This window comes from Mucilaginibacter sp. GW821-FHT07G05, assembly GCF_059418565.1.
This window is the reverse complement of sequence record NZ_JBWKQC010000007.1, coordinates 183,545-197,719: the sequence shown is the minus strand read 5'-3', so window position 1 is coordinate 197,719 and position 14,175 is coordinate 183,545. Positions and strand designations below refer to the sequence as shown.

13 protein-coding genes are annotated in these 14,175 nt (G+C 44.8%); 7 read left to right on the top strand and 6 right to left on the bottom strand.

Annotation, left to right across the window (positions count from 1 at the left end):
• Nucleotides 1-16: 16 nt before the first annotated feature.
• Nucleotides 17-541: a serine acetyltransferase gene (locus AC07NA_RS18330; protein ID WP_494899027.1), complete on the bottom strand. Its 525-nt coding sequence runs from the start codon at nucleotides 539-541 to the stop codon at nucleotides 17-19.
• 112 nt (nucleotides 542-653) lie between these two features.
• Between AC07NA_RS18330 and AC07NA_RS18325 the strand changes: the two genes are divergently transcribed.
• The 3 genes from AC07NA_RS18325 to AC07NA_RS18315 are packed head-to-tail and all read left to right on the top strand — an operon-like array spanning nucleotide 654 to nucleotide 2,869.
• Entirely contained in the window at nucleotides 654-1,919 is a 1,266-nt protein-coding gene (locus AC07NA_RS18325) for a glycosyltransferase family 4 protein (protein WP_494899026.1), read from the top strand.
• Nucleotides 1,906-2,664 (top strand): glycosyltransferase family 2 protein, encoded by a 759-nt coding sequence (locus tag AC07NA_RS18320; RefSeq protein ID WP_494899025.1) that lies wholly within the window; start codon nucleotides 1,906-1,908, stop codon nucleotides 2,662-2,664. The genes AC07NA_RS18325 and AC07NA_RS18320 overlap by 14 nt, the downstream gene beginning before the upstream one ends.
• A gap of 1 nt (nucleotide 2,665) precedes the next feature.
• Nucleotides 2,666-2,869 carry a hypothetical protein gene (locus AC07NA_RS18315; protein ID WP_494899024.1) on the top strand — a complete coding sequence of 68 codons (204 nt, stop codon included), beginning with the start codon at nucleotides 2,666-2,668 and terminating at the stop codon, nucleotides 2,867-2,869.
• Nucleotides 2,870-3,229: 360 nt separating this feature from the next.
• Here the strand turns inward: AC07NA_RS18315 and AC07NA_RS18310 are convergent, their stop codons facing one another.
• The 4 genes from AC07NA_RS18310 to uvrB form a co-directional block, all read right to left on the bottom strand.
• On the bottom strand, nucleotides 3,230-5,701 hold the full coding sequence (locus AC07NA_RS18310) for a YfhO family protein (RefSeq protein ID WP_494899023.1): 2,472 nt from the start codon (nucleotides 5,699-5,701) through the stop codon (nucleotides 3,230-3,232).
• A gap of 85 nt (nucleotides 5,702-5,786) precedes the next feature.
• Nucleotides 5,787-6,083 (bottom strand): hypothetical protein, encoded by a 297-nt coding sequence (locus tag AC07NA_RS18305; RefSeq protein WP_345212607.1) that lies wholly within the window; start codon nucleotides 6,081-6,083, stop codon nucleotides 5,787-5,789.
• Between the two features lie 3 nt (nucleotides 6,084-6,086).
• Complete coding sequence (locus AC07NA_RS18300) at nucleotides 6,087-6,338, bottom strand: DUF4834 family protein (RefSeq protein ID WP_345212606.1); 252 nt, start codon at nucleotides 6,336-6,338, stop codon at nucleotides 6,087-6,089.
• A gap of 197 nt (nucleotides 6,339-6,535) precedes the next feature.
• Nucleotides 6,536-8,563 (bottom strand): excinuclease ABC subunit UvrB, encoded by a 2,028-nt coding sequence (uvrB, locus tag AC07NA_RS18295; protein ID WP_494899022.1) that lies wholly within the window; start codon nucleotides 8,561-8,563, stop codon nucleotides 6,536-6,538.
• Nucleotides 8,564-8,727: 164 nt separating this feature from the next.
• Here uvrB and AC07NA_RS18290 point away from each other — a divergent pair, with 164 nt between their 5' ends.
• Nucleotides 8,728-9,426: a YjjG family noncanonical pyrimidine nucleotidase gene (locus AC07NA_RS18290; protein WP_494899021.1), complete on the top strand. Its 699-nt coding sequence runs from the start codon at nucleotides 8,728-8,730 to the stop codon at nucleotides 9,424-9,426.
• Between the two features lie 4 nt (nucleotides 9,427-9,430).
• Here the strand turns inward: AC07NA_RS18290 and AC07NA_RS18285 are convergent, their stop codons facing one another.
• Nucleotides 9,431-10,747, bottom strand: a complete 1,317-nt coding sequence (locus AC07NA_RS18285; RefSeq protein WP_494899020.1) for a thioredoxin family protein — start codon at nucleotides 10,745-10,747, stop codon at nucleotides 9,431-9,433.
• Nucleotides 10,748-11,142: 395 nt separating this feature from the next.
• Here AC07NA_RS18285 and AC07NA_RS18280 point away from each other — a divergent pair, with 395 nt between their 5' ends.
• The 3 genes from AC07NA_RS18280 to AC07NA_RS18270 are packed head-to-tail and all read left to right on the top strand — an operon-like array spanning nucleotide 11,143 to nucleotide 14,075.
• Nucleotides 11,143-12,003, top strand: coding sequence for a UDP-2,3-diacylglucosamine diphosphatase (locus AC07NA_RS18280; protein WP_494899019.1), 861 nt, complete (start codon nucleotides 11,143-11,145; stop codon nucleotides 12,001-12,003).
• A gap of 40 nt (nucleotides 12,004-12,043) precedes the next feature.
• A complete protein-coding gene (locus AC07NA_RS18275) occupies nucleotides 12,044-13,045 on the top strand; it encodes a glycosyltransferase family protein (protein WP_494899018.1) in 1,002 nt (333 codons plus the stop codon).
• A 43-nt stretch (nucleotides 13,046-13,088) separates the two neighbouring features.
• Entirely contained in the window at nucleotides 13,089-14,075 is a 987-nt protein-coding gene (locus tag AC07NA_RS18270) for a DUF6427 family protein (RefSeq protein ID WP_345212600.1), read from the top strand.
• Nucleotides 14,076-14,175: the final 100 nt, after the last annotated feature.

The window sequence follows — 14,175 nt, the reverse complement described above, 5'->3', positions numbered from 1 at the left end:
TATAAAGCCTCTGTTTTTACAGGATGCCAGCATCCGTAGTTTTATTTTCAAGTACACGGGCGGGGTTACCTACAGCAACACTGTTGGCCGGTATATCCTTTATTACCACAGCCCCCGCGCCAATTATCACGTTGTCACCAATTACCACATCGCCAATAATACACACATTGGCGCCAATATCTACATTATTACCAATACGCGGACAACCGGTAAAAGTACCGTCGGCCAGTTTTTTATGGCCAATAGTTACCGAATTGCGCAGCACGCAATTATCGCCCAGTACAACGCCCTGATTTACCACCAGCGCCTGCCCATGGTATATAATAAGGTTTTTACCGGCCGTTAGTTTGCGCGGAAGTTCAATTCCTAAAACCCATTCCACAAAAAAGCGGTAAAACATAAGGTATAGAAAAAATATCACCTTCAGCAGCATCCATCGGTTGATGACCTGTACCAGCCTGAACATAAACAATACCATTTGCCCTTTTATGTTTTTCCGGTTGGCTTTCCAATCCTGAAATAAGTAAGCAAATACGTTCATCTATGTGTTTTATGTTGATAGCAGTTCATCAAAAGTAAAATTTTTCGTCATAATAATTTGCCCTGCTTTTATTTTAGTATGAGTATACTTGTGGCAATAATACGCATACTGCATGAAAGTTACATTGATCAATACATCCGATGCCGGAGGTGGGGCGGCCGCAGCTTGTATGCGCCTGCTAAAGGCACTGGAGTTGAGGTATATCGATGTAAAGATGCTGGTACAGCAAAAAACAACTGCCGAACCACGAGTAACCTCCACGGTATCGCCGCTTAAAAGCAAGATAGATTTTTTCAGCGAAAGGTTGCCCTTCATGTTCTTTCAGGAGAAGGATAAATGGGTTAGGTTCGCGTTTTCGCCTGCCAATTCCGGCACGGCCATTCATAAACAAGAGGGTATTACCACGGCCGACGTGGTACACCTGCATTGGGCTAATTCGGGCTATCTATCCACCCAAAACTTAAAGCAACTTTTTGCTCTAAATAAACCAGTAGTGTGGACGCTGCACGATATGTGGGCTTTCACCGGAGGCTGTCATTATCCGGGAGAATGTGATCATTACACCGGCGAATGCGGTAAGTGCTGGATGCTGCGCAGTCCGAACCCGAACGACCTGTCGCACAGGGGCTGGGTAAAGAAAGCCGATATGATAGGTGAAGCCAAAAACCTGGTGATTGTAACTTGCAGCAACTGGCTGGCCGATGTTGCCCGTACCAGTAAACTGCTGGGCAGGCACCGCATTGTGGCTATTCCAAACCCTATTGATACGGCGATATTTTCGCCCAAAGATAAAAGCGCGGCAAGGCAAAAACGAGGTATTAATGCTAACGCGAAGGTCATCCTGTTCGGTGCTGCCAACATTAACGACAGGCGCAAGGGGCTTACCTATTTGGTAGAGGCCTTGCATTACCTTAAAAATAATTACCCCGACGCGGCTAACGCAGAGGTAGTAATGTTTGGCAAAAACAAGCATTTTGATAGCAGCACCTTGCCATTTAAGGTACATGAGCTGAGCCTCATCAGTTCGCAGGCTGAACTGGCCGAAGTGTATAGCCTTGCCGATGTATTTGTATCACCTACGGTAGAAGATAACCTGCCCAATATGGTGATGGAAGCGTTAGCCTGCGCAACGCCCGTGGTAGCTTTTAATACGGGAGGTATACCTGATATGATAGATCATCAGCAAAACGGCTACTTGGCGCAATACAAATCGGCTACCGACCTGGCGGCCGGGCTAAACGAGGTATTGTTTTCGGGCAGGGCCGATGCTATGGCAGTGGCTGCACGCCAAAAGGTGATGGACAATTTTACCAACGAAATAGTGGCGGCTAAATATATAGAAGTATACCAATCAATTTTGAGTAATGGCAGCGTTTAATCCTGTATTATCGGTTATTACCATAGTGTACAATAACGCCCGCGATATTGAGCGTACTATGCTGTCGGTATTGAACCAAAGCTATACCAATATAGAGTATATCGTAGTTGACGGAGCATCCACCGATGGTACTTTAGAAACTATTAAGCAATACGAAAATCGCATAGCCAAACTCATCAGCGAAAAGGATAAGGGCATTTACGATGCCATGAATAAAGGCCTTGCCGCAGCCACTGGTGATTATGTGCTGTTCATGAACTCCGGCGACGAGATATACGCTTCCGAAACCGTGGCCCACATTTTTGCAAGCGAACCTGATGCCGATATTTATTACGGCGAAACCGAAATGATCAATGATGAAGGCCAAAGCCTTGGTAGGCGCAGGCATAAAGCACCGGAGCAATTCACCTTTCGAAGCTTTAAATACGGCATGAACATCAGCCATCAGGCTATCTATATTAAAAGAAACCTGCTGGAGCCCTACGATATGCAATACCAGCTAAGCTCGGATATCGACTGGATATTACGAGCCGCCAAAAAAGCGAAGAAAGTAGTAAACGTTAAGCAATATGTAGCCAAATACCTGGTAGGCGGCATGTCGAAAAAGAAACATCGCCAAAGCCTGGTAGAGCGTTTCGATATTATGAAGAAGCACTACGGACTGATCCCAACGGTACTAAACCATGTAGTGATCGCCTTCAATTTAGGATGGTACTGGCTGCTGAACAGGCGGACTAATGATTAGTATGAGGAGGTTTCAGGTTCCGGGTTCGAGGGGGCGTGTAAATCGTTTGCGGGCACCCGTACATATTTGCTCTTTCCGTCAGCAAACAGCTTCGGGCGAAAGCGGGCAGAACTTTGGTGGCCATGAGCGCAAAGGCGGGCATAGGAACTTGTTGCATGTGGGATGGAATGGGCGGCGAAGCATAGGACAAAAGTTCCAGCCCTAAGTTCTGCACGGTTTGCAGGGTGGGGCCTCGTGCGGCAAAGAAGCCTATTGCTGGACAAGCCGTTATTCGCTGTTTGTTTGTTTTTTATAGGTGCTCATGAGATCGCTTCGCTCAGTCTGTTACTTTTGTGGCGACAAAAGTAATGGGGCACTGCGGCCAAGAGCAGACTAACGTTAATCACAGCACAAGCAAAACCTAAGTAGAGATTGCTTCGTTCCTCGCAATGACGATGGTTTATATAGGAAGCAGAAAAAACGCGACGAGATTGCTTCGTTCCTCGCAATGACAAGTTTTTCAATTAAACAAAAAGGGCGATAAGTACTTAACTCATCGCCCTTCTCATTAAAAATGATATTTAATTTAAGCAGTTTTTAACTCACCGCTTTTCTTTTTGTTTTCAAGATATAAGGCACCAATTAAGGCCAGTATCAATATAATAGAACCTATTAACGAGATCACTTCGCCCGTGTAGTAAGAGGTAGGGTGGAAAATGAACTCGATTTTGTGGTTACCCAATGGTATCTGCGCGGCACGCAGCAGGTAATCGGCACGGAAGTAGGGTTGCTCTACTCCATCTATCAGCATTTTCCAGCCTTTGTCGTAGTAAACTTCAGAGAATACTGCTATTTGGTCGGATGTTGAACCGCTTTCGTACACCATGTGATCGGGGTTATAGCTTACCAATTTAATAGAAGCAGCCGGATCGGTAGCCAGGTTTTTATCTTTTACCTGATCTTTAAAGCTTTTGTCAACAATGGCTTCATCTTTCGGACTAAAGCTGCTGATGGCCTGCATTTCCTGATCGGCATTATCGGCAAACTTAACGCTCTTTACAAACCATGCATGGCCGCAAGCGGTGGTGTTGCTCTTCATGCCCGGTTCCTGTGTTTTAGGGTCGTATGTGATGATGTATTTGGTATTCAGCATATCCAGCACATCCTGGTTTAAAGATTGAGTAAGTTGGTTTTCTACCAACTCGTCGTAACGTTTTAACCTTGCTGCCGAATAACCACCTACCGCTTTATGGAAGTACGGGGTATATGAGTCAGACAACAGGTTTTGGCCCAGATCTATCACGCGGTAATCCGGGTCTGTATCGCGGGCTATCAGTTGATCTATCAGCCTTGGTTTTGGTTTGTTGTCTACTTGTTTTTCAACAAACGCACCATCGTTAAGGTAACGTTTGTCAATCTGCCACATATCCACCAATATCAGCGCGAAAAATACCAACGATAGCACAGTAACATTTATCTTTTGCTTGATGAATGCCCACACCAGTCCGAAACTGATCAATACAAATATCAGTGAGCGGATAGCATCTGCACGGGCTATCGATATACGGTCTTTCACTAAAGCGTTGGCCAAATCAGTTGCCAGTGTAGCATCGCCGCCTAATTGTTTACCTAAAAACTGGGTGAATTCCTGGTGGTTGCTCGTTCTGAACGACAGGAATGCATCGGGCAATACCGCGAATAAAAGGCTAAGGCCACCTGTAATGTACAGGGCGATCTTTGTTTTTTTAAGTAGGTCTGCTTTATTAGGGTTAGTGATGATCTCCTGAATAGCCAGTAAGCCAAGCAATGCAAAGCTTAATTGCGCCATTGCCAATATGGATTCAACCGCGCGGAACTTGTTGTACAGCGGGAAGTAATTAAAGAACAGATCGGATACGAAAGGGAAGTTGCGGCCGAACGAAAGCAGCATGGTCAAAATAACCGTGCCCAATATCCACCATTTTAAGCGGTTCTTAACAATCAGTAAACCTGCCACAAACAAGAAACAGATGATAGCGCCGAAATAGAACGGCCCTTCGGTGAAGCGTTTATCGCCCCAGTATAATGGCAACGCGCCCTGTGAAATATTTTGCGCCTGGTTAATATCGGCACCACGATCTAACAACGCTTTAATTACATGCGAATTAGGATCGTTTGAACCGCGTGTGCTGCCACCATAAATATCGGGGATCAGGAAGGTGAAACACTCGGCCACACCCTGGCTCCACTCATAAGCGTAATCTCTTGGTAGTCCTGCGCTTGGTTCGTTGTTGCTGCTATGGGTAAGGTTTGATTTACCGCGTATGGTTTCTTTACTGTACTCGTAAGTGCTCCATAAAATAGAAGCGTTTACGCATAAGGCCAGCACGGTAGCAGCAGCCAAATAACCCACGCTTTTTAAGAAGGAAGCGGTATTTTTTGTTTTAACGGCATGATAAACCTCAATACCTACCAATATCAAAATGGCGAGCATCAGGTAATAGGTCATTTGCAGGTGGTTAGCCCTTATCTCTAATGCCAGGAAGAATGCCGTTACTGATGCGCCTAACAGGTATTTACCGCGCAACGTTAAAATGATACCAGCGATAATAGGTGCAAACAAAGCGATAGCAAAGGCTTGGTTAGCGTGCCCAGCGAGGAGCAATATAATATTGTAGGATGAAAATGTAAAAGCTACAGCGCCCGCGGCAGATAACCACGGATTAAGTTTTAATACGCAGAATAACAGGTATGTACCGAAGAGGAACAGCAAAACAGTATCAACCGGGTTAGGGAATACCGTTTTTAGGGCAGAAACCACGTGTGTGGTTACGTTATCAGTATATGGTGCCCATATCTGGAAAGCCGGCATACCGCCTAATATCTGGTTGGTCCAAAGGATGGTGGTGTCTTTGGCTCTGTAATCGTTTATCTCTTTTTGGGTTGATTGTGCCCGGGTAACATCGTTTTGCCCTAATGTTTTACCCTGAAAAGCCGGGGTGAAGTAAAAAAAGCAGATCACTAAAAAAATGGCAGCTACAACAAAGTGTACACCATTACGTTTGAACCAGTTATTCATTAAAGTAATTTAAAAATGGGTATATCGTTCCCAAAAATAGAAATTTGAACGAGAATAGAATGATTAAGTTTATAAAGGATTTGATTTAGCAGGGGGTAGCCTTTGTGCGGAATAAAAAGAACATGCCCACCAGCACCAAAACGCTGCACACGTATACGATAATATTGATGCGGTTATACTCTTCGCGGTGCCTGCGTACCATAAAAACGTTGTACAGGCCCAGGCCTCCGGTTACTATCCAAAAAAAACTGTTTATGTTGGTACACATACCAAACAGCTGAATGTTTAGTACCGATACGATGTAATTGGTGATAATAAGCAGCAGGGTATCGGGCGTATTATCATGGCGCCTTCTGCGTTTATAAACTTGTTCGGGCAGCATTTACTACTTAATTTCTTCGTAATCAATAAACTCGCCCTCGTTATCAGGCACGGTGTTTTTGGTGTTTTGCGGAACATAATCAACCTTAACAGTACCTTCGGGGCGTTTAGGCTGCTGGTAATTTTGGTTACGCTGCTGTTGCTGAGTGGCTTTATTAATAACACTTTGAAAAAGCATAGGCAAAAATATACGTGCCAACTGACGCACAATATAAAGCACTAATACCGATATAAGCAGAAAACGTAATAATATCATCTGAATAAATTAAAGCTACAAATATAAGTTATTAACGTATAAATTGTTTGTCTGTTGTGTTGTGTGTTATGGGTTGTAAGTTGTGTGTTGCAGGTTGTAAGCCCTAAGTTGTGGCCCAGGCGCAATTTTTACATACAACTCGCAACATACAACTTATAACAAAAATGCCCTACAACTCACAACCCGCAACTTACAACTTAAGAAAATTTCTCCTCCATCATTTTCTCTAACGCGAACATTTCGTCGCGGAGTTTGGCGGCGAGGAGGAAGTCCATGTTTTTGGCGGCGGCAAGCATATCTTTTTTGGTGTTGTCGATAGATTTCTTGAGATCGCCTTTGGTCATGTATTGTACAATAGGGTCGGCGGCCAATGTTACTACTTCGTTTTCTACATAAGCCTTTTGTACCCCTCCCTGGAAATCAACCACCGAAGTTTGCTCCATAATGGCTTCGCGTGATTTGCCAACTGTACGCGGCGTTATGCCATGTTGCTCGTTGTATTGTATCTGCTTTTCACGACGGCGATTGGTTTCGTCCATCGTAATACGCATCGAATCGGTAATTTTATCAGCGTACATAATTACACGGCCCCTATCGTTACGGGCGGCACGGCCAATGGTTTGGATCAGCGAACGTTCAGATCTTAAGAAGCCTTCCTTGTCGGCATCCAAAATAGCTACTAAGGATACCTCGGGCAAATCCAGACCTTCCCTTAACAAGTTGATCCCAATCAATACGTCAAATTCACCAAGGCGCAGGCCCCGCAAAATCTCTACCCTTTGCAGGGTTTTTACCTCCGAGTGGATGTAGCGGCATTTGATGCCCAGCTTATCCATGTATTTGGCCAGTTCTTCGGCCATCCGTTTGGTGAGGGTGGTTACCAGTACACGGTCGCCCATTTTAATGGTTTTGTCTACTTCGTCGAGCAGGTCATCCACTTGATTTATTACCGGGCGCACGTCGATCACAGGGTCGAGCAATCCTGTCGGACGAATCACCTGTTCCACTACCACACCACCCGATTTTTCGAGTTCAAAGTCAGCAGGGGTCGCGCTTACATATACTGTTTGCGGTGCCAGGCGCTCAAACTCCTGGAAGTTTAGCGGACGGTTATCCAACGCCGCGGGCAGGCGGAAGCCATAATCAACCAGCGACATCTTCCGCGATCTGTCACCACCATACATAGCGCGGATCTGCGGTACGGTTACGTGGCTTTCGTCGATCACCATCAGGTAATCATCCGGAAAATAATCCAGCAGGCAGAAGGGGCGCATACCCGGTTCCCTGCCGTCAAAAAATCTTGAATAATTTTCAATCCCCGAGCAGTAACCCAATTCGCGAATCATCTCCAAATCGTAATTAACCCTTTCCTCCAATCGCTTGGCTTCAAGGAAACGCCCATCGCCGATGAACTGCTTTTTACGGGTTTCCAGCTCTTCCTGTATAGCCCATACCGATTGCTGAAAGCGCTCGCGCGGGGCCACGTAAAGGTTGGCCGGGTAAACCACCATGTGCGTCATCTTTTCTATGGTTTTGCCGGAGGTGATATCGAAAGTGCTTAATTCTTCAATATCATCGCCGAAAAAGGATATGCGGTAAGCAAAATCCATATAAGCCGGGAAAATATCTACCACATCACCTTTCACACGAAAGGTGCCGCGTTTAAAATCGGCCGTGGTGCGTGCATAAAGTATCTCTACCAAACGGTGTAAAAAAGCGTTGCGGCTAATGCGGGTACCCACCGCGAACTTAAATACCGACTTGGCAAAATCCTCGGGGTTACCCATACCGTAAATGCAGGAAATAGACGACACCACGATCACATCCCTGCGGCCCGACATGAGTGCCGAAGTAGTACGCAAACGGAGCTTTTCTATCTCTTCGTTTATCTGTAAATCCTTTTCAATATAAGTATTGGTGGTAGGTATAAAGGCCTCGGGCTGGTAATAATCGTAATACGATACAAAGTAGTTCACCGCGTTTTCGGGGAAGAACTGCTTGAATTCGCCGTACAGCTGCGCGGCAAGTGTTTTATTGTGACTTAGTATCAGCGTTGGCTTTTGCGTTTGTGCTATCACATTGGCCATGGTGAACGTTTTCCCCGAGCCGGTAACACCCAGCAGGGTTTGAAAAGGTTCGCCGCCGTTTACACCTTCAACCAGTTGCCTAATGGCTTCGGGCTGGTCGCCGGTAGGTTTATATTCAGAGGTAAGTTTAAAATCCATCTATAACAAAATTACCAAAAATAATAGCAAAAAGAGAAGTGTTTTAATACAACGCAGCATTTGGAACGCTCAATTGGTGATTTATGTTTTTAAGATGAAACTATTTATCGGTCAAAGCCTAACTTTGTGCTGTATTACCTTTTTGAAACATAATAAGCAGCGCAATGAGTACCAAATACCAGCATATATTTTTCGATCTTGACCACACCATCTGGGATTTTGATAAGAACGCCGAGGAAACCCTGCACGAACTGTATATCGCTCATCGCCTTAACGATATCGGCTTGCCATCTGCCGATGTATTCATTGAAACCTATACCCGCAACAACCACCAGCTTTGGGCCGATTACCATGTTGGCAAAATCAGTAAACAGGCATTGCGCGAAACCCGCTTCAAAAAAACCTTTCTTGATCTTGGGCTGCATCCCGACGTGATGCCGCTCACTTTTGAGGACGAGTACGTGCAGCTATGCCCAACTAAAACCAACCTGTTTCCGCACGCGCACGAAACCCTGCAATACCTGCAAGGCAAGTATACGCTGCATTTGATCACCAACGGGTTTAAAGAATCTACCGAGTTGAAAACCGCCGGAACCAACATTGCGGGCTATTTTAAAAACATCATTATATCTGAAGTGGTAGGGGTGAACAAACCCGATAAAGCCATTTTTGAACACGCGGTGGCATTGGCCGACTGCACCAAAGATTGCTGCCTGATGATTGGCGATAGTGTGGAGGCCGACATCCGCGGAGCGCTAAACTACGGTATGGATGCCATTTACTTTAACCCCCACAATGCCGAAAAGCCTGCCGACGTACCACAGCAGATCACGCAGTTGAAAGAGTTGATGCAACTGCTGTAGCGGTTTATTGCCAGGTTTGTTCGTTGTTTTTTATTTTGGTTAACAGTCCGCTGAAGTTTTTGCCTTTCTCCGGAGATTTGCTCATTACATCCTGCAAGTAAGTAATGGCCTGTTCTTTTTGGCCTGCCTTGTATAGCAGGTTGGCGTAGGTATACACACTGTTCAAATTGTTAAGACCGGCATCTGTAGCCGCGGGTTTTATCCATCCGGCAGCAGTGGTAAGGTTTTGTTTATCATCTGTATTAGAAAATACCTGCCAGGCATATCCGCTTAATTTATCATCGCTGATGTTGCTGCCGTATTTGGCTATATAGGCGGTTACCGCTTCGGTATATTTTGGCCAGTCGGCTAACCATTCATAATGTGAAGGCCTGGCTGCCATAATGATTTGGTCACTTATACCCGGATATTTTTGGTCGAGTTTTTCTTTCACCTTGTCCCAGGCTACCTCTTTTATTACATCGCCCGAAATTGTTATCATACCTCCCGGATACCGGGTGATTTTACCATCGGTTCGTAAAAATGGCAGTACCTCTTCTTCAAATACAATGTCATTCAGTATTTCTGCCGATTTACCTTTGCCGGCTACAGCATCAACTTCTTTAGCATTGTTCAACAATGTTTTAAAACCCGGGTCTGTCGAGGTTTTAGTGGCGATAACGATAAAGCCTATGCTTTTTGGTGCAAGCAGATCGGGATTTGTACCGAGGTAAGCATTTATGCCTTTTATGGCAAGGGTATCGTTATTAGCCTGCTGTGCCGCGCTGATGTAGGTTGATAAAAAAGCGGTATCTCTTTTACCCTTATCAAATTGTTTTTTAAGGGAGATGAGTTGCAGTTTAGGATCGAGCGCAGCTTTCGATTTGCTGATGAACTCATCGGGATTAGTGGTACCGCCCGATATGGTATGCACCAGCTCACCATCGGGGTTAAAGTACAGGAAGGTAGGGTACGAGTTTACTTTATAAGTATTTTCGAGGTATTTGGCATCCTTATACCACTTCCTGGTTTCGGCATTGTCGGTTTTACTTACATCGAACTGTACGCTTACGTTAATAAAGTGCTGATTAAAAAAGTCGCCAACTTTTTGCTGCGGAAAAATATCCTGCGCCATCATTTTGCAGGGGCCGCACCAGGTGGTATAACCATCCACAAAAATATACTTGCGCTCTTTTTTAGCCTTGGCTTTTATTTGCGCCCAGCTTAGGCTATGCACAAATTTTATCCCGGCTTTTTGCTGGGCGTGGCTAATAGTATTGCCTAATATTAAAAAGATAAGGGTAAGCAACAAGTGACTTTTGCGACAGGCGGATGTTTTCATTTGGTGTTTTATAACAGGTTTATAACGTGCAATATAGCGCAAAAAGCGTATTTAAACCAAAACGCGTCATGGTTATAAACATTATGGGCTCTTTGTGGAAAAATAAAAATATTAATTGGCGTTTAACTTTCAACCTTTAACGAAGTCTTAACAATCAGATAATGTTGATTTGCTGATATTTGTAAAAACCCGGAAAGATGAATTTTGAGTTTGGTTATTTGATAGTGATAGCACTGCTGGGATTAACCGGCCTGTTCTATTTGAGTCCGTACGAACTGAAGGTTGACGAGGAAGAAGATAACGAGTGATCTGCTCTTTCCACGCCTGTACTTTCTTAATAAAATTAAATAACCTGCCGCATTAGCCCGGGATAAAGAAACATTTGCTAAACATTAATGGCAAAACGCGAAGTTGACATAGTTGTAATATCCGACGTCCATTTAGGAACCTACGGTTGCCACGCAAAAGAACTGCTTAAATACCTCAAAAGCATTAAACCCAAAATGCTGGTATTGAACGGCGACATTATCGATATATGGCAGTTCAGTAAATCATACTGGCCCGAAACGCACATGAAGGTAGTGCGCCGCATCATGAAGTTTATTACCGAAGGTATCCCCGTGTATTACCTTACCGGTAACCACGATGAAATGCTGCGCAAATTCACCGATTTTGATTTGGGTACCTTTCAGCTCCTTAATAAAGTAGTATTAAATATTGACGGCAAAAAAGCCTGGATATTTCATGGCGACGTATTTGATGTTACCATGCAGCACTCCAAATGGCTGGCCAAACTGGGCGCGGTAGGGTACGATACCTTGATTATTTTAAACAGCTTTACCAACTGGCTGCTTACCGCTATGGGCAGGCAAAAAATGAGTTTTTCGCAAAAAATAAAGGCCAAATTTAAGGACGCGGTAAAGTTTATCAATCACTTTGAGCAAACCGCTGCCGACCTTGCCGTTGATAAGCAATACGATTACGTAATATGCGGCCATATTCACCATGCCGAGATCAGGGAAGTGCATGCTACTGATGGCAGCGGCTCGGTACTGTACCTAAACTCGGGCGATTGGGTGGAGAGCCTTACCGCGCTCGAATACCATAACAAAACCTGGACGGTGTATAAATATCACCCTGAGCAATTTGGAGCCGAAAACGAGGCCGAAGATGATGATAAAACCGATGCAGAAGATCTGGACGCCAAGTTGGATGTAAAGACCTTACTGGAAAGGTTCAGGCAGGAATCGCACTAATTGCTGTTATCTTTGTTAACTTGTACCGCATTTACAATCTATGAAAATACTTTTTGCCATACAGGGAACAGGTAACGGGCATATCAGCCGCGCACGCGAAATTGTACCACTGCTGCAGCAATACGGCGAGGTAGACCTGCTGGTGAGCGGCACCGAAGCCGAAGTAAGTCTTTCGCAGCCGCTTAAGTACCGTTTTCATGGGTTCAGTTTTATTTTTGGGAAAAATGGGGGCGTAGATAAATGGGCCACCTACAAAACCATGAATTTGCGCCAGTTGTGGCACGATATTAATCACCTGCCGCTAAAGCAATACGATATAGTAATTAACGATTTTGAACCGGTAAGCGCATGGGCCTGCAAATTGCAAAAAGTGCCCTCGGTATCGTTAAGTCACCAGTGCTCATTTAAATCACCCAATACGCCACGGCCACCCAAGTGGAACTATGCCGAATGGCTGTTCAAATATTATTCGCCTACTACGCACCATATCGGGTTCCATTTTGACAGGTATGACGATTTCATCCATACCCCCGTTATCCGCAGCGACATCCGCAATACCGAAACCTCCAACAAAGGCCATTACTCGGTATACCTGCCTGCTTATAATGATAAAACGCTGCTTAAATATTTAAGTAAGGTAGATGTGGAGTGGCATATCTTTTCTAAAAGGCAAAAAACGCCTTACCGCGAAGGCAACGTGCAAATTTTCCCGGTAAACAATGAGGCCTTTAACACCAGCCTGGCCAGCAGCGAAGGCCTGCTTACCGGCGGCGGCTTCGAAGGCCCTGCTGAGGCGCTGTTTCTGCAAAAAAAGGTGATGATGATACCCATGCGCGGGCAGTTCGAGCAGCAGTGCAATGCCCTGGCGGCATCAAAACTGGGTGTACCGGTAGTAAACACTATCGACGACAGGTTTGTGCAGCATGCCGAAAAATGGGTGAACGATACTAAACAGATCAGGGTTAACTTTCCCGACGAAACCGCGCAGATAGTGGATAACATGATAAAGCAGTATGCGAAGCCACAAGCAATTTTAACCTAACTGCTTTTTCGTTAATATTGCGGTTGCAAAACCCCGGCGATAAATGATCAATCTTTTCAGGTCCTACAATCCCTTAAATATACTATGGCTGGCCGTATTGGTTATCGCGTTGCGCATAGGCTACATCATTGGCGCGCCCGATAAGCTGGAGTTTGTTTTTGTAGAATCATTCGCCCGTTTGCTGGTGCCGGTATCGTACGAGTACGCGCTCACGCCTTTCTTAAATGTATTGCTGGCCGGGGCATTGGTTTTCGCCCAGGCGTTGCTGCTTAATAAGCTGGTTAACCAGTTTAACCTGTTGGGTAAGCCCAGTTTTTTACCCGCGTTAATGTATGTTACCATATCGGCCCTGTTTACACCCTTTTTAATATTAAGCGCGCCGCTCATCTGTAATTTTTTGGTGATATGGATGCTGTATAAGCTGTTCAGCCTGTACAAAGGCGACGATATAAAATCGTCGGGCTATGATCTGGGGATGATCGTGGCTATCGGTTCGCTGATCTACCTGCCTTTTATCTACATGTTTTTGGCGGTATGGATAGCGCTCATCATTTTTCGTCCGTTTAACTGGCGCGAGTGGATAGCCGTTATTTTAGGCTATGCAACCATCTTCTTCTTTTTGGCCGTGCTGTATTACCTTAACGACAGATTTCATACTTTTTATAAAATATGGCTGCCGCTGGGTACGCAGTTCCCTAACCACATCAGCATTAATAATTATACGTATGTATTGCTTGCGCCGGTGGTATTTATACTGGTATTAAGCGTATTTAAGCTGCAGCAGGGTTTCTTTAAAAGCTATGTGCACATCCGTAAAGCGTTTCAGCTATTGCTGATAATGTTTATCATAGCAGGCCTGTCTTTTTATGTAAAGAGGCAGTTTCAGCTGAATCACTTTTTATTGTGCGTGGTGCCGGTTGCCATTACTTTCGCGTATTATTTTTTGTATACCACCAGTAAGTGGTTTTACGAAAGCCTTTATTTGTTACTGCTGGCAGGTATCATCTACTTTCAGTTTAACACTTTTTAACTTTAATCTTCGTTGCAATTTAAGCCCTTATGTTAGCTTTGTAACATGAAATTTGGCGTGATAGCTTTTAATGCAGGCGTACAGGCTGTTTTACTAACCC